Raw genomic sequence first — 19,222 nt, forward strand, 5'->3', positions numbered from 1 at the left:
CGACGCGCTCATGGGCGGGGCACGGAGGCTGACTTGAAGACCTCGCTGTCCGCAAGGTCTGCTTGCCCTTCTGAGTGTGTCGGATCGGTTGGGGCGTACACGGTGCCGCTGGAGTTCGGGTTGTGGCGGGTGGATGAAGAGCCGGTGCGCCTGGTTACGCGGCCGATGCCAGAAGCACGACGAGCAGATCGCTCTGCTGGTCGGTGCCGTGGTAGCGGCTGGCCTGGTGATCGCCGCCGTGCAGTGGCTGCTCGCTCACTGGTGGCTCCTCGTCCTCGCGGCCGTGGTCGCCTCGGTCGCGGGTGGCTTCTGGCTCCAGCAGGCCCGGCAGCGAGCCGAGTGGAAACGCGTCCGGACTCAGGCCCTGAGGCTGCGCATCGCAGAAATTGACGCACCGGACCACCGCGCATTCGAGTTCTCCATACGGGACTTGATGCGCCGCGACGGCTGCACGGCAGAGCGGATCGGCGGCGCTGGCGACAACGCCTGCGACGTACGGGCCACCGACCCAGCGGGCCGCGTCTGGGCGATCCAGTGCAAGCACCGTCGCGATGGCGGCCGCGGCTCGGCCATCGGCGTGGGCGTGCTGCAGCAGGTCAACGGCGCCGCCCGGCAGGTCCACGGCGCGGACATCGCGGTCGTGCTCACCAACGGTCGTTTCCTCGAAGGCGATCCCCTGGGGCAGGGAACACCGAATCCACCTCGTCGACCGCCGCGCCCTGGGCGAATGGGCTGCTGGATCACGGCCGCTGTGGGACCTGCTCAACCGCCTACCGCCGCCGCGTCGACCGACGGCACTGTCCTGATCAGGAGGGGAAGTTGGTCCAGTGACCCTGACGCTCAGCGTGGCGGTCCTGCTGGCCGTGCTCATCTACTTCCGAATAGGCCGCAAAGGCCAGTTCCAGAGCAAGGCCAACCAGTGGCTGACCGTGTCGATCGTGCTGGTCTTCGGCGTACTGATCGCACCGACCGAGTTCAGCCAGAAATCGTCAATGTCCTGGGCGACGTCGAGAACATCTCCGACTCCGGCAGCCCGTGAGATCACACGCCCACGCCCGTCCTGGCCGGCCGAGAAACCCGACGGGCCCTGCTCTCGGTGCCCCGTGTCGGGGTGTCGCAGCGATGGTCGCACGGGGCGAACGGCCTCGTCTTGATCGCCATCTCGAAGGAACCGCATATCCCTTGAGGGCTATGCGGTTCCTTCGGCGCATGAGGCGACTGCCTTCCGCAGGCCGGAGAAGCCGGTCTCCAGTGGGTCGAGGCAGCGGAGGCTGGCGAGGCTGATGGTTCGCCGGCTCGGGCAGTGTTCGTCCAGGACGCGGGTGGGCAGGACGTAGAAGGTCCACTGGTCGAGGTCCAGGGGATCGAGAGTCTGCTTGTCCTGGTGGTGCAGCAGGCAGAAGACGTACACGAGGTGACTGGCCACGACGAGAGTCGGCGGCCGGGTGGGCTGTAAGGGTCCTGACCTGTGGCGAAGTGTTCGGGGTGCCTCCGCACGGACGGGGCTGGACGGAGACGAATGAGACCAGAAGTGAGACCACAAGCTACGGCTGGCCCAGTCCTCCAGGCCCCGCGGCGGTTAACCAAGATGGTGTCGAGAAGCGAAGAGTGAGAGCAGACAGAGACGCTGCGCGACCGATGGCCCCCCCGCGGCCGTGCCAGGAGGCTAAGGCGCGGGCATGACTCGGGACCGTCGGCAGGTCGCCGAGGAACTGTCCTCAGGCTGTCGGCCCGTACTGCCATCCGTGCTTCTCAGCCTTGTCGCGCAAGAGACTCGCGCGCTTCTTCCGCTGCTTGGGACTCGCAACGGCCTTGAAGTCAACGAAGGCATGTGCCGGTGGCCGCTCTTCGCCGTCCTCAACTTGGGAATCGTCAACGGCTCTGAGGTCTACCTCTTGAACCTCTGTGACGGCGACGCAATAAACGCCAATCGACTTCAGTTCTAGCGTCTCGGTGTGATACTGGTGGGCGTCTTCGGGACTAACGAGCGAAGCTCTGGTTACAGATACCTCACCTGAGTCCTTCGGTGTGGGGCTGAAGAGTTGACTGGTGACGCGACCTTCATGAATCCAGATCGGGTGAACTTGGCGCCAAAGCCTCTCTTCCTGATCCGTTATCTCGAATTCACTAGGTCGAAGGTTCGAGCCATCAGTCGGCATACCTTGCGATCCCCCCGATCACGAACTCTGTAATCTCGCTCAGCTGCCGCCAGTGATACGTCTTATCATCTTCTTGGTCATTCGACTTCGAGAATGCGTAAGCTTCGATTTTTTCATCCGCCGTGACGGTCAGCGTTACTTCGCCTGCGGAGTAGGGCCACTCAAGCTGTACGCCACCATCTTCCGTCGGGTAGATGTAAGGGCGCTGCACCTGCGCATCGAGAAATTCGAGCAGGAGCGACTCAACCTCACGAAGAACTTTCCGACTTACCTGTCGCCCGACTCCGTCTAGCCATCCTGCCTCAAGGTCGTGCAGCTCACTAAGGCGATCGGACCAATCGGCGGGTAGCACGGGTTCAATAGAAAGAACATCCTGGATCTCGATGATCTCTTCGTCCATGGACTGAATAGCCACAGCGCTGATAGCCACGGTAGGCGCCATTGTCGAGCGATCAAGATACTGCCTCAGATCCGCGACGATGTCATCTGAAGAAAAACGACCAAGGATTGCCTTATCGCCCCGAGTCAAACGGAATTCAAAGGTGCCTCTATCCGCGCTAACGCCGGTGATTTGCCCCAAGACGAGCGTCTCAATTTCGAATCTTTCGAGGCGCGCTTGTTCCTGGATCTTGCGGCGAACGGACTGTGAGTAGATTACGGAATTAGGGGTTCCGCTATCGAACTCGATGAACTCGTCGCCTTGTAGAGTTCTCCCGAAACTGGAAAACTCGCGCAGCGCGTGCGGGGGGAAGGTTCGAGGAATGCCGAACCCTTCCTGGATCGAACGGAGTGCATCCTGAATTACCACCCTGGCTTCTTCGAAGATGCCCGCATCGCGATCGTCAAAGAGGGCATCCGCGTCGACAACGGTCCGCTCTAGAACGGGAATGACGCTGCCACGCTGAATGTCGGATAGGCGAAGCGAAAAGGACGAGGCGAACCCCCTGGGGACGCGTTGGCGCGCCGCATGGCGCTGCTTATAGAGACCTCGGGCCACGTCCACAACCAAGCGCTCGTACCTAGCGAACTCCGCCAGGACTTCAACGGGCAGGCCCGCTCGCTCGTAACGTCCGCCTCGCAAGCGCCAAGATCCAAAAGTCCGGCTATCCGTGCCCATGCCCCCCCACCCTACTGAGCCAGCGCCAGAGCCCCGGGTGGGCACTCCAGCGCAGAATGATTTTGCTCGGTCGCAACGTCAGATGCAATCGAACAACGAAATATACGTGTGTCGCAACGTTCCCGGCGAGCATGTCCAAGAACCGTCGGGGCCGCCACGCTCCCAGCCTTGTGCGCTGGCTGTGTTGAAAGCTGAGTCAGCTGGCTGCTGCCTCTGCCGTGACGCGAGCCCGCTTCTCAGCACGCGGTTCGGCCTTCCAGCCCGGCAGGAGCGCCGACAGCATCGGGTCGCTTTCGATCTTTTGCTGGGTAAGCCGCATGCCTTCGTCGATGAGCGCGTCCCACTTCTTCGTGGCGAGCTCGACGCGGCAGGGCAAGTCCTTGATGATCTCCTCGTCCACGGTCAGATAGTTCGACGCCCGCCTCACGGTCCCACGGGCCGTGGGCACGTAGGCGTCAGTGCCGGCCTGGTCAGGAAGCAACGAGATGAGTACCGCGTCTCCGTCCTCGGCGATCCTTCGGGCCGCTTTGTTGGCTGCCGAGATTTCTCCCTTGGAGGGGTCCCGCTCCAACACCTCGATCAGGATGCTGCGGATGCTGACTGTGTTCCGACCGGCCAGCGCATTTTGCAGGGCCTGGCGGAAGGTCTCCGTCATCGATGTCATGAGCGCGATTGTCGCGACTGGTTGGCCAGAGGCCGTGCGATTGAGGGCGGTGCTCGGCGTGTGTTCCCCCGTACGGCAGACGCCAGTTCGCCGGGGGCAGACAGGAAAGATCCCGGAAGGGGCTGGTGCGCGGCCGCAACGCATGTGAATGTACAACGCCCTGCTGGAGAACCAGCCCCGAACCCACGGAGGCGCCCCTGTACCCGTACCATCCCATCGAGCCCTCCTGTCCCGACGCGCAGGACCCGGTGTATTGGGTCACCCCGCGCCACCTGGCCGGTGACGACGGCGATCTAGCCGAGCGGATGGGTGATGTCCTGGCCGGCCTCGGCTGGCGCATGTGGCCGACTTCCCGCAACACCGTGCTGTATCGAGCCCGGACGAGCTGCGCGGTGCCGAGTGGATCCTCGCGGCCTACTCGTTCGAGCTGGGCGGTCTGCCTGTCGCCTGGCAGCTCAGCGCCCGCCAGCATGCCGCCTCTGCCATGACCGAGTGGAACGCGTACTTCACCGCCGGTGTCCCGCACGAGGCGCTCGCCGATCTCCTCGTCGCGATCGGCGCCCGTGAGGCACCCGACGCCGGCTTCGAGGAACCCGAGAGGGTCCTGACCGCGCTCGGTGCCCGGGGCTGGCTCCGTGACGCGGACCGGCCTCGCACCACCGCCATGGGCCCCACTTTCTCCGCCAGCTTCTCCCTGGAGTTGCTGCCGTCACTCGTTCAGGACGCCGATCCACACCCTGACCTGGTGGGTTGGCAGGCGTGGGCGGAACCCGTGCTCGGCGCCCCGTATCTGTGGTGCGCCAGCTTCAGCGCCAGCGTCCCCCACGACCTGGTCGCGGCGTTCGCCTCCTCGCTTGCCTCATTGGTCCCGGTGCCCCGCCGCACTCTGCCCAAGAGCGCAGAGGGCCAGCTCACTGTCGTCCACCGCAGCTGACACACCACGAGGGGCCGCCGTTGTGCTGCTCGTGGCTGGCTTTCCCCGGGGTGTCCGTTCTCGACGCCCGCCTGATGAGAGAAATGGAGTCTGCATGTTCTTCCGACGCCGTGCTCGCGCCGACCGCGAGTTCCGGGAGGCCCAGCGTGAGGGATTCGCGCTGCTGCAGCAGCTTGCTCAGGAGCCGTCGCCGTTCGAGACCGTCCAGGCCGAGGCGCCTGCGCCAGACGGACTGGACTCCGAGGCGGTCGTATCGGACTACCTCCCAGTCGAGCTGCGAGCACCCTCTCGTCAGGACGTCGACGGGTTCATGATGCGCTGGGACCAGCCGCTCGTCATCGACGAGGAGGTCCGTACATGCCCGCAGTGTGGCGCGTACCGGGACTGGATCGTCTTCTGCATGCGCGACGACTCGGTATGGCTGCGCTGCCGGGCCGGCCACGAGACCAAGGAATCGAGCCTGGACGCGGCCTGGTACAACCGCAACTCCGGCCCGGTCGACCGCTATCACCCCACCCTCGAAGAGGGCCTGCGCCACCTCGGCCACTGAGCCCCCACGCCCTTCTACCTGCCGACGCCGGAGCCGTGTCGACTTGCTGTATCGCCGCGCGCTGCTTCAGCCGTATCCTCCCCGCGTGACGACAGTCGGGTACACGTACGAGCTGGCGGGAGCGCTGCTGCGTGAGAGCCTGCCGAGAAGGTGGGCACACACGCAGGGTGTGGCTGCCTGCGCCAGGGAGCTCGCGCCCCTGCTGGACGAAGGAGCCGGGGTCCTGGAGGCGGCGGCCGTGTTGCATGACATCGGGTACGCGCCGTCCCTTGTCGACACCGGCTTCCACCCACTCGATGGTGCACGCCATCTACGGGCGCTCGACGCGGTCGGCGATCGAGTCGTACGTCTGGTGGCGAACCACTCCTTCGCGCTCCTAGAGGCTGAGGAGCGCGGGCTGAGGGAAGATCTAGCCGACGAGTTCCCGTTGCTCGACGAGCCCCTGCTGGTGGACGCGTTGGTGTACTGCGACATGACCACGACGCCGGACGGCGGACGTACGACGTCCGAGGAGCGGGTGGGCGAGATCCTGGGCCGCTACGGCGCGGACAGCATCGTGGGACGGTTCATCCGCCGGGCCGCGCCTGAGATCCACGCCAGTGTCGGGAGGGTCCGGGCCGCAGCGGATGAAGTGGGCCTCGTGCTCTGAACGGCTATCCGAGGTAGGGGTAGGTGCCGGCCAGGTAGTGGCCGATCTGTTCGTGCATGCTCGGGTGGATGTCGAGGGCGCCGAGGTCATCTGGGTGTACCCAACGCACTCCGTCCGCCTCGTCGTTGACCGTGGGGGTGCCACCGGTGGGGCGTCCTATGTACGCGACCTCGAACTGCTGGCGGGTCTCTCCGTCGCTGTACGCGACGATGTGCGACGGGTTCGAGTAGACGCCGAGGAATCCGGTGACCTCCGCGACGATGCCGGTCTCCTCCTCGCATTCGCGTACCGCGCACTGGGCGGGGCTCTCGCCGATGTCCTGGGCGCCTCCGGGCAGGGCCCACTGGCCGGTGTCGCGGCGTCGCTGCAGGAGGATCTCCCCGTCGTCGTTCACGACGAGCAGGTTGCTGGCGGGGATCAGAGTGTTGGCCTTGGGAGCCTTGGGGTCGTAGTAGTACTCAGTCCTGCCCACTGCGGTGGTGCTCCTGCCTGTCGGGCGCCCAAGGGCGCGCTGTCTTCCAGACCGCTTCGAAGCTCTCGTCGTACCGGTCGAACCATTCTGCGTTGGCGGTGCGGCGGAGCTGGAAGAGCGGGTTCGCGCTGGCCGGCTGACCCCAGATGTGGGTGTTGACCAGAAGGTGGTCGTCATAGCGGAAAAGGGAGTTGTAGAGCGTCGTGTCGTGCAGGCGTACCTCGCATCCCGGGTGGCCGACGAGAGTGCGGTAGTAGGTGAGTGAAGCCCTGCCCTTGGCGGCCAGGGTGTCGCCGATACCTTCCTCGTTACCGCGGACGCGTACTGCTTCTCCTGCCGGATCGCCGAAGCAAAGCCGCACACGCACGCCGGCCTGGGCACGTTCCTGGAGCATGCGAGCGATGTGAGGGTTGCTCTGTGCGAAGAAGGTGCCGGAGAAGACCAGGACGTCGATCTGCTTCATGGCCCCTAGCAGCAGGGAGATCCAGACATCGCGGGGGACGCTCGCGCGGTTTGGGTACGTGTCCGCGATCTCGGACTGCGCGGCACCGAAGCGAGACGTCTTCTCGCCTGCCTCGGGCCACAGGTACGTCTCGTCCACCCGTAACAGGTTGGCGACGGCCCAGCGGTGTCGACGGTGAGGGACCCGGCCGCTGACCCAGCGACTTGCGGTCTTGGGGTCGACGGAGCAGGCTTCGGCCACCTCATCCACGGTAAGGCTGCGTTGCACGAGTGCGGAACGAAGTCGCTCATTCACTCAGGTAAGCCAACCGGACCGCACTGCCCGCGGCAAGAGCATCTTCCGACATCACCGTGGAACGGCGGGGGCTGCGCGTCTGCCTACGCTGGTGGTGTGCCACTCATCGTGCTTTGGGACATCGACCACACGCTCATCGAAAACTCGGGCGTCAGCAAGGAAATCTACGCGGCGGCTTTCGCGACGGTCGCCGGCCGCGCGCCTGACCGTCCCGCCCGTACGGAAGGGCGGACGGACCGCTTGATCCTCGCCGACATGTTCCGGGACCACGGGTTGGAACCACCGGCCTGGGAGCGGATCGCGCTCGCCCTGGAGGCCGCGGGCGCGAGGCGCGGAGCGGAGCTCTCGGCGCGTGGCTCCGCTCTTCCCGGTGTGCGGGAGGCGCTCGCGGCGGTGGCCGCGGAACCGGACATGATCTCCTCGGTGCTCACAGGGAACATTGCCGCCAACGCCCGTGTGAAGCTGCGCGCCTTTGGGCTCGATGTGCTCCTGGACATGGAGTGCGGTGCGTACGGAGAACACTCGGAGGACCGTGCCGCCCTCGTGAAGGTGGCTCGAGAGCACATTCAGCAGACCCATGGCCTTCCGCAAGACACGCCCGTCGTGCTGATCGGTGACACCCCTCGCGACGTCCAGGCCGCCCTCGACTCCGAGGCTCATGTCGTCGCCGTGGCGTCTGGCATCCACAGCGTCGAAGAGCTGAGGGCCGCCGGGGCAGCGGTGGTTCTCTCTGATCTGCGGGGTGTCGCCGCTCTGGTGAGTCATCTGCGCTCGCTGGCCGAGGGCAGCGACTGAAAACGTCCCAGGACGTCCCCGAGAGGTCCCAGGACGGCGTTCGGCGTCCTCGTGTTCCACGACAGTCTCTGCGTGTCGTCGGCAGCTGACCTCTCCACGGGCCGCCGGCGCATCACCCCCTCCGGCTGACTGGACGGAGCACGCGCATGACGGCACTACTCAGCGGACAGACCAGCACGACCTCCACGCTCAGAGCGGTGGAACGGCTCGCAGCCAAGTACCGCGTGCCCGTCGAGGACGCGCTGCTCATCGCGGTCAATCTGCACGGCATCGACTCCGATCTGCCGCGCCACCGGGCCCGCGTCCAGGTCCGACTGTTGAGCGCGCCATCGGTGCCCTGGCAGCTCATAGTCCCCTTGAACGTCACGGACTCTCCGTTCCGGCTCAGGGGCGAGCGCCTCACGCTGGGCGGCGCGCCAGTCGGAACCGTTGAGCGCATCGATGCGGACGAGGCGGTCGGCGGGTACTTCCGCGATGGCGGCGTGGCTCTCACCCTCAACCCGAATGCTCGCAGCCGTTGTGTGGGGTGTGCCTTCTGCCCGAACACCCTTGAAGCCGCCGCTGACCCTCGGCTCTCGGAGGAGCGGGACCTGCGGGAGCTCCTCTCCGCTCTGCGGGAGCAGCACCCGCGCCGAGACCTGACGGAACTGCGTGAGGTGACCGTTTCAACGGGTTGCTTCGAACGGGAGGCGGCGGCGGTGTATCACCTTCGCACTCTGCGGTCTGTGCTCGACGAACATGGTGTCAAAGCACGAATCGGCTTCCTGACCTCAGTGCTGGGATCCAGGTACGCCTTTGATCAACTCGCCCAGGACGTGACACCCTTCGTTCTGCGGCTCACCGCTGAGTGCTTCACTCGCCGGGATCTGCTGCTGAAGGCCAGCAAGGCCGTACTCGTCGCATCGCAGATGCCGGGAGTGCTCCGGCGCGCGTTGGAAGCCGGTCACGGCACCTCGTTCACCTACATCGTGGGGTTGGACGGACTTGAGGCTCTGCACGCGGGCGTCGGTGCGCTGGCTCCATACGTCTCCGAGTTCCCCAACTTCCAGGTCTACCAGGCCCACAACTCAGTCATGGCCGGCCTGCGTACCCCCGGAGCCCAGGACCTGGAGCACTACTTGCAGGCCCGCGTGGTGATCGAGGACATCATGGGTCCCACTGGGCTGCGGCCCGCCGCATGGGAGTGCTACCGGCCCCTGTGGTACTTCACCTTCGCTGAAGAGCTCCTGGTCGGTGCGCGGTGACCGAGACCGCCCTTCTGGCCGATGCTCTGTGGCGGGCGACCGTCTACGCCTCGGTCTGCCAGCTGCACTTGCGGGACAACGTCCTGCTCAAGGAGCCGCTGGTCGCCGAGCATGTGAAGGCACGTCCCTCCGGGCACTGGGGCACCGTGCCCGGCACCGCGTGGGCGTTGTCCCACGTGGTGCTCGCCGCCGGGCACTTGGACCAGCGCGTGGATGTGGTGCCGCTCCTTGGCGCGGGGCACGCCGGTGTCGTCCAGCTCGCCGTGTCCTGGGTGACGGGTGAGCTCGCCAAGGTGCGGTCGCGGTTCGGTCCGGATGCGGATGGCCTGCGGCGGCTGGCGCAGGCGTTCCCGGACGTGGAGGGCCTCGGGTCCGAGGTCTCGCCCTCTCTCTCCGCCGGCGGCTTCCTCGGTGGGCGGCTCGGCGGCTGTCTTCCGTTCGCGCAGGGAGTCGCCCTCGACGCACCGGACAGGGTTGTCGTGCCCATCATCGGGGACGGCGAGTGTGAGACCCCCACGACCGCAGCGAGCTGGTTGGGGCAGCGAGCCCTTCCGAGCACCTCGGTACTGCCCATCGTGCACGTCAACGGCTTCCGCATGGGACAGCAGTCGCTGCTCGGTGCGATGAACGACGACGAGCTCCGCGCATACTTCGGCGGCCTGGGCTGGACGGGCTCGGTGGTCCATGTAGTGACGGGATCTCCGCAGGAGCACCGTGCCTTCCACGCGACGTTACGGAAGGCACTGGAGGAGACGCTTATGGGGCGGCACACGGTACTGATCCTGCGCTGTATGAAGGGCTGGGGCGGCCCCACATCGCTCGGAGGCCGCCCCCTGCTGGGCACCTCCGCCCTGCACAAGACACCGCTGGCCAGCCCGCACACCGATCAAGAGCAACTCACCGAGCTGGCCCACTGGCTCGCCTCCTACCGGACCGCAGATCTCTTCGACCCGGACGGACGTCCTCGCGAGGAACTAGCCGAGGCGGTAGCCACGGCTAGCTGGTGCTCCTTCGCTCCAGCCGAGCGCCCGGGGGCGGCAGGGCGGGCCTCGGTGCTCCGACAGGTGGACACGTTCGGTGCAGCGGTCACCGGTGTCATCAAGCGGCACGCCACACGTGGAGATTTCCGCGTCCTCAGCCCGGACGAGCTGTCGTCCAACCGACTCCCGGACCTGGTCAGCGAGCGCTGGGCACACGAACTCCTCGCGGAGGAAGTGTTGCTGGAGTGGCTCGCCGGCTGGACCGCCAGTGGGCGCCGAGGGGTGATGGTCTCGTACGAGGCGTTCGCACCGCTGCTCACCAGCGGCTTGGTGAGTCACATCAAGCAGCGGCGCTTGGCGGGCGCGCTGGGCCTGCCCAGCCTCAACCTTCTGCTCACGTCCTATGGGTGGCACAACGTCTACACCCACGGTGATCCGTCTCTGGCCAGTGCACTCCTCGCCCTGGCCGATCCTCGGGTGCGTGTGCTGACACCGGCGGACCCGGTGCGCACCGCGGCCGTCTTGGACGAGGTCTTCGACTCCGTCGATGGCATCAACCTCGTGATCGCCGGGAAACACGCCTGCACCGAGCACCCGGTCGCCACTCTCGACGAGGAGCGTGAGCATGGCTTGGCGATCTGGCCGCACCTGAGCGACGACGGTGAGCCCGACCTCACGATCGTGACGGCTGGAGACATCCCGGCCGCCGTCGCCACGGAGGCCGTGGACGCCATCCGCGATCGGCATGGGTGCCGCGTTCGGGTGGTGAACCTTCTCGATCTGACCGTCCTCGGCGACTCGTCACGGTGGCCTCGCGGCCTCGACGGCGGGGAGGTCGACCACTACCTCGGCGCCCGCGCTCCCGTGCTCGTCCTCACGCTTGGCCACTCCGCAGCTATCTGGGGGCTGTTGGCCGGGCGGCTCCGTCGCCCCGTTGACGTCATCGGCTGGCAGGAGCCGCCCGGCCCCATGTCCCAGCGCTCCCTCGCCCACGCCCTCCGCATGGATCGGTCGGGCGTGGAGCGATCCGCCGACCTTCTGCTGGCCTCCCGCGAGGCGGTCCGATGACCCCGGCCACCATCGAGCGCCTGGAGATCACCGAAGTGCGGGAGAACACGGCACCGGGCGACGACGCGATCTTCGTCATGATCTGCGGCGCTGGCACTGTCGGCACCTACGGTCCGGTCAGTCAGCGGATCGGCAGCTATGTGAGGGATGTGTTGGCATCCGTCGTGCCTGGCGCCGATGCCCTGGATCACGTCCGGCTCCTGGAGCGGCTGCGTACGGCGTCGCGTCGAGTCCCGTCGGAGACCGCGTCGTGGGCGGTCGGTGCGATCGACTGTGCCGTCTGGGATCTGCACGGCCGGCTCGCCTCCTGCCCCGTCGCCGCCCTCCTGGGCACCGATGCGCCACGGTCAGACGTATCGGCCTACGCCTCCTGGCTTTCCCAGGACCTGGCCGCCGTCGAGGACTTGGACGTACTTGGCAGGGTCGCGTCGGGCGGCTGGTCCTTCACTAAGTGGGGACTGCGTCGAGCGTCGGCCGACGCACCCGATCTCGCCGCCGTGCGCATGGCGAGAGCCGTGGAGCGCAGTGCCCAGGCCGTCGGTGCCCCGCTTGCCGTCGACGCGGTGGGTACCTGGACTCCAGCTGTGGCCATGGCCTTCGCCCAGAGTGTGGATGGCGGCAGCCTCCGCTGGCTGGAGGACCCGCTGCCGCGTCACGACCTGGACACCTACGCACTCCTCGCGGCCACGCACTTGCCGCTGGCCGTTGGCGAGCGCGCGCACGTCGACGAGGACCCGGCCGGGCTGATCCAGTACGTCAACCCCAGCGCTCTGATCCTCGACGTCGTCGGTTGCGGCGGTCTCACCCGTGCACTCCAGATCCTCGACGTGGCCCGCGCCCAGGCCGTCCCCGTCTACCCGCACGGGCGCTCGCTCGTCCCCGGCCTCCACCTCGCGGCCGCCCATCCCGACGCCGCACCGGCCGTGGAGTACCGCCTCCAGTGGGAGCCGAGACGGCAACTCCTCTACGACACCCCACTTCATGTGGAACACGGACGCATCCGTCTGCCGGCCACCCCAGGTCTCGGCACGGCCCCGAGGAGCACGGCATGCCCAGCACATCGATGAACGTCGCTGTCCACGGCACGGTCGTCCAGGGACCTGATGGGCCGTTCCTGGTGCTCTCCGAGCGGCTCGACGGCCACGACACCTTCCTCAAGGGGAGCCTGGAGACGGGAGGGGAAAAGATCTTCGTACGCATCCTCACCCTGGACGACGTCACCGTGTTACGCCCGGCGGAGCACTCCGCCGTCCCTGCCGTGGGCACGGAATGGGACGGAACGCTCCACCTTCCGCATGGGCTACGACCCCGCACCGTGCCGCCGGACCTTGAGCAGGCAGCCGCGAAGGAAGGGCGCGCTTTGGAGGCGCTGGACGAGGCGGAGCTGCGCTACGTCCTGACCTATCTGTCCGAGTCCACGACCACCGCCATCAGACAGGCGCGCGTCGAGGCCATCGTCTCCGCCCTGCCGGCGATCACCGAGAGGCCCCAATGACCACCGATCCCTCACTCCTGGTCATGGTCGACGTCGGCGGAACCCTCGGTACCGCCGACGGTCCGGGCCTGACGATGCTGCTGACGGAAGCCTCCCCGCTGCCCGCCGCTCAGGCCCGGGCGGTCATGCGGGCCAGCCTCCACACCCAGCCGGAGATCACCGACGCCGTGGCAGCCGGGGTCTGCGAGGCATTGGGGGTACCACCGGAGTCATTCCCCCGTGATTTTCCCCCGGCCCCATTCCGTCTCTTCCCTGGCACGACGGAGGCTCTGCGCCGGATCAGTGGCGTTGCGACTGTGGTCACGCTGTCCAACGTCACGTGCGTCGACGCCGACACCGAGGGACTGCGTGGCCTGCTCTTCCCCTGGGTGAGCGACTACTTCCCCTCGTGCCGCATCGGACACACCAAACCGGACTCCCGCGCCTTCCACACCGTCATCGACCAGCTCGATGTCATCCCCGATCGCGTGATCCACGTCGGCGACGACTGGGCCTGCGACATCGTGGGGGCCGTCGAATCCGGCCTCAGAGCCGTCTGGATATCCCGCGGGCGCCAAGTCCCCGATGAAGACTTGGTCGTTGACCACGGCGTACGCGTCGTCTCCGACCTGACGGCGGCCGCCACGCACATCGAATATCTCGCAGCAGGGAGCGTCACATGAGCCTCTTCGCCGGAACCACCACGTACTACCGCCAATTCCGCCCGGGCATCCCCGACGATGTGGCATCGGTGCTCGACCGCGCTGCACCGGCACGCCCCGATGGCCACCGCCGACTCCTGGATGTCGGTACGGGAACCGGGCTCGTGGCCGAGGCTCTCCTCGACCGCTTCGGCGACATCATCGCCGTCGACGACGACGCCGACATGCTTGCCGCGGCCGAGTCGGCGCTGCGGCCGAAGCTCCCCGAGGGCTCCAGCCTGTCCATCGTCCAGAGCACGGCCGAAGACTTCACGCCACCCGCTGGCTGGCAGGCCGAACTCGTCACCATCTGCCGCGCGTTCCACTGGCTCGACCAAGCCGCCGTCCTGACTCTCCTGGACGAGCAGGTCGCTCCGGACGGCGTGGTCGCCATTTTCGGGGACAACAGCTTCTGGGCAGCTGGGAGCCCCTGGAAGGAAGCCGTCCGGGATGTGGTGAAGAGCTTCCTCGGAGAGGAGCGGCGGGCGGGATCCGGCACTTTCCAGCACCACAACCGCCCCTACAGCGAGATCATGGAGGAGTCGCCCTTCAACGAGGTCGAGGAAGTCCGCGTACCCGTTCAGCGCACCTGGGCCGCGGAGAGCATCCTCGGTTACCTCTACTCCACGTCCTTCGCCGCTCCTCACCTCTTCGGTGACCGGCTGAAGGAGTTCGAGGGCGCGCTGAAGCACCGGCTGGCCGACTTCAGCGACAACGACACCTTCCCCGAGGAGAACGAATTCCTCATCCGCCTCGGACGGCGGGGCAAGAAATGACACTTGCTGGCGAGGCGCGGTCCTACGGCAGGCTGACAGCCCCGCGTCTCACGTCCGAGCTGAGTGAGCGGTCGGTCCTCTGCCTGCCGGTCGGGTCTCTTGAGCAGCACGGCCCGCACCTGCCGCTGAACACGGACAGCCTCATCGCCGAGCGCTTCGCCTCGCGACTGGCCACGCACGTCGTGGACCGTCACAACCTCTGGGTCGTGCCCCCCGTCCCCTATGGGCTCTCTCCGGAGCACGCCTGGTCACCCGGCACCATCACCCTGAACGTCTCGCTCTACACCGCCCTGATCGAGACGCTGGTGGGGGAGTACATCAGGGCCACCCCCGCGCGTACGGTCCTCATCGTCAACGGCCACGGAGGCAATAAGGGCGTCCTTGAGGCCCTCGTACACCAACTCCAGCGCACGCACGATGCGGCAACCTGCGTGGTCAATCCCGGCTCTCTCGCCGCCGGCCGGCTCCAGGACGACGGCGAGTTCCCCGAGGTGCACGCCGGCGTCCGGGAGACCTCCCTGATGCTCGCCCTCGCACCCGACCACGTACGGATGGACCTCCTCCCGAGTGAGCCCATTCACGATCCCGCCCGACGGGAGGAGATCCAGCGCCTCGTATTCGGCCGGGGCACCACATGGCCCTGGTCGTCGGACGACCCCGCGATTTCCGCGCACGGAGTCATCGGTGGCGACCCGCGGCGGGCCACCGCCGATCACGGCCAGGCCCTCGTCACCGCCGCCCTGGAGGCGTGTGTGGACATGCTGGACCGGCTCGTCCCACCCACATCCCACGAACCGACCGGCGTACGGGGGCCCCATGCGTCTCACAGCTGAGGAGAAGGCGACCTTCAAACGGGACGGCGTCCTCATACGACGCGGCTTGGCCGACCCCGACCAGGTGAAGCGAGCCGTATCCCTGATCGACGTGTCGTACCGCAAGGAAATGACTCCGGACGACATATCCGCGTACTCCCGGCGCACCTTCGCCCCGGAACTGGGGGACAGCGCAGAACTGCTCGCCTTGTACACGGAGACAGACGCGGCCGAGCTCGTCGGCGACCTGCTCGGCGCCGCCGCACCGGTCACGACCGCGCAGATCCAGATACGCGTGCCCGAAAGCGAGTTTCCAGGCATGCAACCGGTAAAGGCCATGCACGTCGACGGGGTCTCCTGCCCTCACCTGGACCCGCGCGAGCTGCGTACGTTCTCCCTGCTGGTCGGCGTGATCCTCTCCGACGTCAGCGACCCGCGGTGCGGAGCGCTGCACTACCTGCCCGGCGGGCACCTCGCCATGGCCCGCTGGTTCGCCGAGGAGTGGTCCCTCGGAATGACAGAGCAGGTTCCGCCAGAGATCGGCCGCGAGCGAGGCACCCCGTTTCTCGGCCTCCCCGGGGACGTCCTGTTGATGCACCACCTCGTTCCCCACACGGTGGCCCAGAACTTCATGCCGTTCCCCAGGGTGATGGCGTACTTCCGCGTCTCCCACCCGCATCACGCAGGCCACCGCCTCCAAGCTCTCCGTGACCCCTGGCTCGACTACCCGCCCCTCGCGGATATCCCCGCGCCTACTTCCCAGGAGTAGCACCATGCGCATTGTCTACCCCGGCGAACTCGATACCGCTGCCCGCGCCATCGAGGCCGGAGGGCTCGTCATCGTCCCCACCAACCGCTGGTACATGATCTGCGCCGACGCCAGCAACGCGGACGCCGCCGGCAGCATCTTCGAGGGGAAACGGCGTCCCAGCGGCAAGTCTCTCGCCTACGTCACCCCCTCGCTGACTGTCTGTGAACAGCACTTCCAACTCGGAGCCGAGGCGCGGAGACTCGCCCAACAGTTCTGGCCCGGCGACCTCGCACTCCTCCTGCCGTGGCGGGACCCCGACGACGCCGCACGCCATGCCGCTGTCGGCTCGCCGGCGCTCACCACCATGGCGCCCGGGTTCCTCGGCGAACTGGCTGCGCGGGCCAAGGTCCCTGTAGCCGCGACGACGGCCAACATCTCTGGCGACGCAGGGCCGGATGACCGCGGCCCCGCCGTCACCCTCGACGAGGTTCACACCTTCCTCGCGGCCTCGGGCCTCACGGTGTCCGTCGTCGTCGACGGAGGGGTCTGCCCTGCGGCCAACCACATGACGATCGTGGACTGCTTCACCCCGGAGGCCAAGCTCGTACGCACGGGCCTCGTCCACCAGCGAGCTGTCAACGCAGTCCTTGGACGGGAAGTGCGGCCCTCCTGATGGAGATATCGAGTCGCGTCGCGCGGGGGCGGGCGCCGGGGCCATGCAGGCTGCGGAGCGCGGTCGGGGGCGGGAGGGAATGAAACCCAGGCCACTCCTCGACACGCACCCGGCGAGGGACGACGAGGCGCTGCGGCGGGTTCTCGAAGATGCCTCTATGGGCCGCTGGGAGGGCCCGCGCGATCTCCTAACCTCTACCGGCCAGGATTGGGATCGCCGGATCTTCCGCCTCCAGGTCCTCGCCGAAGCGGGGGCACGGCTCCGGTTCGCGGACACCTGGGCGAAGGCCGAACCGCGCTCACCACACGCCCTCGCCCTTCTCGCGAACGTCCAGGCTCTGCGCGCCATGATCGTCGGACGGGACGCGGGCCGGACGCTCATGGAGGAAGCGTGGGCCACCTCCCGTGCCGCTCTGCATGTGTGGCCGCAGGATGTCGCCCCTTTGATTGTCATGCTCGCGTTACTTCGCACCCACGCTCCCGATCGGGACACGCTCTGCCACGTATGGGAGGAGATCAAGCAGCGTGACCCTTGGAATCGCGAGGCGCACCACGAGGTCATCACGTACCTGCTTCCCCGCCATCACGGAAAGCCAGGTGAGGCGGCCTGGTGGGCCGAGGAGCAGGCATCCATCGCTCCCCAAGGCTTGCCCATAGCGGCCTTGCCCCTGGTCGCCCTGGCGGAGGCACACCGGTCCCGCCAGGAGCAGGACCAGACGTCATACGGCCTGACGATCCACCCCTGGGTCGACTGCCCGCAGATCGATCCGGTGCTGGAGCGCTGGTGGCGCTACCGAGCACCGCAGCCTCACGCCTGCTTTGCCGACGACGCCAACTACCTCGCCCACGCCCTGTCGCTCGCGAACCGCCACCACGAGGCCCTAGAGGTCTTCGACGCGATCGGCCCGTACGCCACGCAAGTGCCGTGGTCGTACTGCGGCCAGCCCCGCGAACTGTTCCTGCGGCACCGCGGCTGGGCCTACAGCCCTCCGCGACGCCGACACCGCTGAGCACCCGAACCATCCCCCTTTCATGTACGAAGGACGGAACCCCTGTGCCTCTCGATGTCTCCCGCGTCTCCGACGAGGAACGCCTCAAGCAGCTCGGCTACCAGCAGACGCTGTCCCGCTCGATGTCCGGCCGCGCCAACTTCGGCGTCAGCTTCACGATCATCTCGATCCTGTCCGGCTGCATGACCATGTACGGCTACGGCATGAACACCGGCGGCCCGGCGGTGATCATGTGGGGCTGGCTGTTCGTCGGCCTCATGACACTCTTTGTCGGGCTGTCGATGGCCGAGGTCTGCTCCTCATACCCCACCAGCGCCGGCCTGTATTTCTGGGCGCACCGCATGGCCCCGAGACGCTCGGCGGCGGCCTGGGCGTGGTTCACCGGATGGTTCAACACCCTCGGCCAGATAGCCGTCACAGCGGGCATCGACTTCGGCGCCGCCAACTTCCTCAACGCTCTGCTTGATCTTCAGTTCGGATACGTCGCCACGCCAGGGCACACCATCATGCTGTTCGGGATCATCCTGGTCCTGCACGGCGTCCTGAACACCTTCGGCGTGCGCATCGTCGCAGCCCTCAACGAGGTGTCCATCTGGTGGCACATCCTCGGCGTCGTCGTGATCTGCGGCGCCCTGGTCCTCATCCCCGACCACCACCAGTCGGCCCACTTCGTCTTCGGCGAGTTCGTCAACAACACCGGCTTCTCGTCCAGCCTCTACGTGGTGCTCATCGGGCTGCTGATGGCGCAGTACACCTTCACCGGCTACGACGCCTCGGCCCACATGACCGAGGAAACGATCGACGCGGCCACCGCCGGCCCCAAGGGGATCGTCCGCTCGATCCTCGTCTCCCTCGCGGCCGGATTCGTCCTCCTCTTCGGCTTCACCTACGCCATCGACTCCTACACCGGCGCCCTCGAATCGAGCACCGGCGTGCCCCCGGCCCAGATCCTCATGGACGCCCTCGGCGCGGCGGCCGGCAAATGGCTGCTGCTCGTCATCATCGTCGCCCAGCTCTTCTGCGGGATGGCCTCAGTGACCGCCAACTCCCGCATGATCTACGCCTTCTCCCGCGACGGCGCGCTGCCCTTCTCCCGGACGTGGCACAAGCTCCACCCCGGCACACGCACCCCCACCAACGCCGTCTGGCTCGCCACCGGCGGTGCCTTCGTCCTCGGCCTGCCCTACCTGTGGAACAGCACCGCGTACGCGGCCGTCACCTCTATCGCGACCATCGGCCTCTACATCGCGTACGTGATCCCCACGTTCCTGCGGCTGCGCCTGGGGAGCCGGTTCGAGCGTGGCCCCTGGCACCTGGGCTCCTGGTCCACCACGGTCGGCACGATCGCCGTCGTGTGGGTCGTGGTGATCACGGTGCTGTTCATGCTGCCGCAGAGCTCCCCGGTCACCGCGGACACCTTCAACTACGCGCCGATCGCGGTCGGGGTCGTCGTCGCCTTCTGCGGTGCCTGGTGGCTTGCCTCGGCCCGCAAATGGTTCCTCAACCCGCACCACCCGCGTAACGCCAGCCGCGATCGCGATTAGGGCCAGGGATGCAGACGGCTCGCTGGTAGGCCCCCTCCGGACGGCTTTGACGTGGTCCGTGCTGATGTGGGGCGGGCCACGCGGAGTCTGCGT

20 protein-coding genes and 1 pseudogene are annotated in these 19,222 nt (G+C 67.1%); 16 read left to right on the forward strand and 5 right to left on the reverse strand.

Going from position 1 to position 19,222, the window contains the following annotated elements:
- The first annotated feature begins 433 nt into the window (after nucleotides 1–433).
- Complete coding sequence (locus tag ACOBQB_RS30050) at nucleotides 434–1,039, forward strand: restriction endonuclease (protein WP_423598847.1); 606 nt, start codon at nucleotides 434–436, stop codon at nucleotides 1,037–1,039.
- 150 nt (nucleotides 1,040–1,189) lie between these two features.
- On the opposite strand, the gene ACOBQB_RS30055 is transcribed toward ACOBQB_RS30050, so the two are convergent.
- The 3 genes from ACOBQB_RS30055 to ACOBQB_RS30065 all read right to left on the reverse strand — a co-directional run bounded on the left by ACOBQB_RS30055 (nucleotide 1,190) and on the right by ACOBQB_RS30065 (nucleotide 3,940).
- Nucleotides 1,190–1,426, reverse strand: a complete 237-nt coding sequence (locus tag ACOBQB_RS30055; protein WP_423596076.1) for a hypothetical protein — start codon at nucleotides 1,424–1,426, stop codon at nucleotides 1,190–1,192.
- A gap of 722 nt (nucleotides 1,427–2,148) precedes the next feature.
- Nucleotides 2,149–3,276 carry a hypothetical protein gene (locus ACOBQB_RS30060; RefSeq protein WP_365366051.1) on the reverse strand — a complete coding sequence of 376 codons (1,128 nt, stop codon included), beginning with the start codon at nucleotides 3,274–3,276 and terminating at the stop codon, nucleotides 2,149–2,151.
- A 196-nt stretch (nucleotides 3,277–3,472) separates the two neighbouring features.
- On the reverse strand, nucleotides 3,473–3,940 hold the full coding sequence (locus tag ACOBQB_RS30065; RefSeq protein ID WP_423596078.1) for a hypothetical protein: 468 nt from the start codon (nucleotides 3,938–3,940) through the stop codon (nucleotides 3,473–3,475).
- A gap of 248 nt (nucleotides 3,941–4,188) precedes the next feature.
- On the opposite strand from ACOBQB_RS30065, the pseudogene ACOBQB_RS30070 reads away from it, so the two are divergent.
- The 3 genes and pseudogenes from ACOBQB_RS30070 (at nucleotide 4,189) to ACOBQB_RS30080 (ending at nucleotide 6,073) form a co-directional block, all read left to right on the forward strand.
- Nucleotides 4,189–4,874: pseudogene (locus ACOBQB_RS30070) on the forward strand (DUF317 domain-containing protein).
- Nucleotides 4,875–4,968: 94 nt separating this feature from the next.
- A complete protein-coding gene (locus ACOBQB_RS30075; RefSeq protein WP_423596080.1) occupies nucleotides 4,969–5,424 on the forward strand; it encodes a hypothetical protein in 456 nt (151 codons plus the stop codon).
- A gap of 85 nt (nucleotides 5,425–5,509) precedes the next feature.
- The gene (locus tag ACOBQB_RS30080) at nucleotides 5,510–6,073 is read left to right on the forward strand and encodes an HD domain-containing protein (protein WP_423596082.1); all 564 of its coding nucleotides are present in this window, start codon (nucleotides 5,510–5,512) and stop codon (nucleotides 6,071–6,073) included.
- 4 nt (nucleotides 6,074–6,077) lie between these two features.
- Here ACOBQB_RS30080 and ACOBQB_RS30085 read toward each other — a convergent pair whose 3' ends face one another.
- Together ACOBQB_RS30085 and ACOBQB_RS30090 are read right to left on the reverse strand one after the other, a co-directional pair.
- Entirely contained in the window at nucleotides 6,078–6,545 is a 468-nt protein-coding gene (locus ACOBQB_RS30085; protein ID WP_365366041.1) for an NUDIX hydrolase, read from the reverse strand.
- On the reverse strand, nucleotides 6,532–7,302 hold the full coding sequence (locus ACOBQB_RS30090; protein WP_423596085.1) for an XRE family transcriptional regulator: 771 nt from the start codon (nucleotides 7,300–7,302) through the stop codon (nucleotides 6,532–6,534). Before ACOBQB_RS30090 ends, ACOBQB_RS30085 begins: the two co-directional genes overlap by 14 nt.
- A 96-nt stretch (nucleotides 7,303–7,398) precedes the next feature.
- Between ACOBQB_RS30090 and ACOBQB_RS30095 the strand changes: the two genes are divergently transcribed.
- The 12 genes from ACOBQB_RS30095 to ACOBQB_RS30150 all read left to right on the forward strand — a co-directional run bounded on the left by ACOBQB_RS30095 (nucleotide 7,399) and on the right by ACOBQB_RS30150 (nucleotide 19,129).
- The gene (locus ACOBQB_RS30095; RefSeq protein WP_423596087.1) at nucleotides 7,399–8,097 is read left to right on the forward strand and encodes an HAD family hydrolase; all 699 of its coding nucleotides are present in this window, start codon (nucleotides 7,399–7,401) and stop codon (nucleotides 8,095–8,097) included.
- A 224-nt stretch (nucleotides 8,098–8,321) separates the two neighbouring features.
- Nucleotides 8,322–9,341 carry a hypothetical protein gene (locus ACOBQB_RS30100; RefSeq protein ID WP_423596089.1) on the forward strand — a complete coding sequence of 340 codons (1,020 nt, stop codon included), beginning with the start codon at nucleotides 8,322–8,324 and terminating at the stop codon, nucleotides 9,339–9,341.
- A complete protein-coding gene (locus ACOBQB_RS30105) occupies nucleotides 9,338–11,389 on the forward strand; it encodes a hypothetical protein (RefSeq protein ID WP_423596091.1) in 2,052 nt (683 codons plus the stop codon). Before ACOBQB_RS30100 ends, ACOBQB_RS30105 begins: the two co-directional genes overlap by 4 nt.
- Nucleotides 11,386–12,456, forward strand: coding sequence for an enolase C-terminal domain-like protein (locus ACOBQB_RS30110; RefSeq protein ID WP_423596093.1), 1,071 nt, complete (start codon nucleotides 11,386–11,388; stop codon nucleotides 12,454–12,456). The genes ACOBQB_RS30105 and ACOBQB_RS30110 overlap by 4 nt, the downstream gene beginning before the upstream one ends.
- The gene (locus ACOBQB_RS30115; RefSeq protein ID WP_423596095.1) at nucleotides 12,438–12,884 is read left to right on the forward strand and encodes a hypothetical protein; all 447 of its coding nucleotides are present in this window, start codon (nucleotides 12,438–12,440) and stop codon (nucleotides 12,882–12,884) included. Before ACOBQB_RS30110 ends, ACOBQB_RS30115 begins: the two co-directional genes overlap by 19 nt.
- Complete coding sequence (locus tag ACOBQB_RS30120; protein WP_423596097.1) at nucleotides 12,881–13,546, forward strand: HAD family hydrolase; 666 nt, start codon at nucleotides 12,881–12,883, stop codon at nucleotides 13,544–13,546. The genes ACOBQB_RS30115 and ACOBQB_RS30120 overlap by 4 nt, the downstream gene beginning before the upstream one ends.
- Nucleotides 13,543–14,340 carry a class I SAM-dependent methyltransferase gene (locus tag ACOBQB_RS30125; protein ID WP_423596099.1) on the forward strand — a complete coding sequence of 266 codons (798 nt, stop codon included), beginning with the start codon at nucleotides 13,543–13,545 and terminating at the stop codon, nucleotides 14,338–14,340. The genes ACOBQB_RS30120 and ACOBQB_RS30125 overlap by 4 nt, the downstream gene beginning before the upstream one ends.
- Complete coding sequence (locus ACOBQB_RS30130) at nucleotides 14,337–15,173, forward strand: creatininase family protein (RefSeq protein WP_423596101.1); 837 nt, start codon at nucleotides 14,337–14,339, stop codon at nucleotides 15,171–15,173. The genes ACOBQB_RS30125 and ACOBQB_RS30130 overlap by 4 nt, the downstream gene beginning before the upstream one ends.
- On the forward strand, nucleotides 15,157–15,921 hold the full coding sequence (locus ACOBQB_RS30135; protein ID WP_423596103.1) for a phytanoyl-CoA dioxygenase family protein: 765 nt from the start codon (nucleotides 15,157–15,159) through the stop codon (nucleotides 15,919–15,921). The genes ACOBQB_RS30130 and ACOBQB_RS30135 overlap by 17 nt, the downstream gene beginning before the upstream one ends.
- A 4-nt stretch (nucleotides 15,922–15,925) precedes the next feature.
- Nucleotides 15,926–16,576, forward strand: coding sequence for an L-threonylcarbamoyladenylate synthase (locus ACOBQB_RS30140; protein ID WP_423596105.1), 651 nt, complete (start codon nucleotides 15,926–15,928; stop codon nucleotides 16,574–16,576).
- Nucleotides 16,577–16,655: 79 nt separating this feature from the next.
- Nucleotides 16,656–17,585: a hypothetical protein gene (locus ACOBQB_RS30145; RefSeq protein ID WP_423596107.1), complete on the forward strand. Its 930-nt coding sequence runs from the start codon at nucleotides 16,656–16,658 to the stop codon at nucleotides 17,583–17,585.
- A 44-nt stretch (nucleotides 17,586–17,629) separates the two neighbouring features.
- Nucleotides 17,630–19,129: an amino acid permease gene (locus ACOBQB_RS30150; protein WP_423596109.1), complete on the forward strand. Its 1,500-nt coding sequence runs from the start codon at nucleotides 17,630–17,632 to the stop codon at nucleotides 19,127–19,129.
- Nucleotides 19,130–19,222 lie beyond the last annotated feature (93 nt).

Origin of the sequence: Streptomyces sp. G5(2025) (assembly GCF_049542075.1) — a bacterium.
Taxonomy (GTDB): Bacteria; Actinomycetota; Actinomycetes; order Streptomycetales; family Streptomycetaceae; genus Streptomyces.

Excerpts from the sequence above, each read along its gene's own strand:
- ACOBQB_RS30145 (WP_423596107.1), top strand. The coding sequence starts at position 16,656 with ATGAAACCCAGGCCACTCCTCGACACGCACCCGGCGAGGGACGACGAG.
- ACOBQB_RS30130 (WP_423596101.1), top strand. The coding sequence starts at position 14,337 with ATGACACTTGCTGGCGAGGCGCGGTCCTACGGCAGGCTGACAGCCCCG.
- ACOBQB_RS30140 (WP_423596105.1), top strand. The coding sequence starts at position 15,926 with ATGCGCATTGTCTACCCCGGCGAACTCGATACCGCTGCCCGCGCCATC.
- ACOBQB_RS30110 (WP_423596093.1), top strand. The coding sequence starts at position 11,386 with ATGACCCCGGCCACCATCGAGCGCCTGGAGATCACCGAAGTGCGGGAG.
- ACOBQB_RS30075 (WP_423596080.1), top strand. The coding sequence starts at position 4,969 with ATGTTCTTCCGACGCCGTGCTCGCGCCGACCGCGAGTTCCGGGAGGCC.
- ACOBQB_RS30135 (WP_423596103.1), top strand. The coding sequence starts at position 15,157 with ATGCGTCTCACAGCTGAGGAGAAGGCGACCTTCAAACGGGACGGCGTC.
- ACOBQB_RS30120 (WP_423596097.1), top strand. The coding sequence starts at position 12,881 with ATGACCACCGATCCCTCACTCCTGGTCATGGTCGACGTCGGCGGAACC.
- ACOBQB_RS30050 (WP_423598847.1), top strand. The coding sequence starts at position 434 with ATGCGCCGCGACGGCTGCACGGCAGAGCGGATCGGCGGCGCTGGCGAC.
- ACOBQB_RS30060 (WP_365366051.1), bottom strand. The coding sequence starts at position 3,276 with ATGGGCACGGATAGCCGGACTTTTGGATCTTGGCGCTTGCGAGGCGGA.
- ACOBQB_RS30065 (WP_423596078.1), bottom strand. The coding sequence starts at position 3,940 with ATGACATCGATGACGGAGACCTTCCGCCAGGCCCTGCAAAATGCGCTG.
- ACOBQB_RS30115 (WP_423596095.1), top strand. The coding sequence starts at position 12,438 with ATGCCCAGCACATCGATGAACGTCGCTGTCCACGGCACGGTCGTCCAG.
- ACOBQB_RS30125 (WP_423596099.1), top strand. The coding sequence starts at position 13,543 with ATGAGCCTCTTCGCCGGAACCACCACGTACTACCGCCAATTCCGCCCG.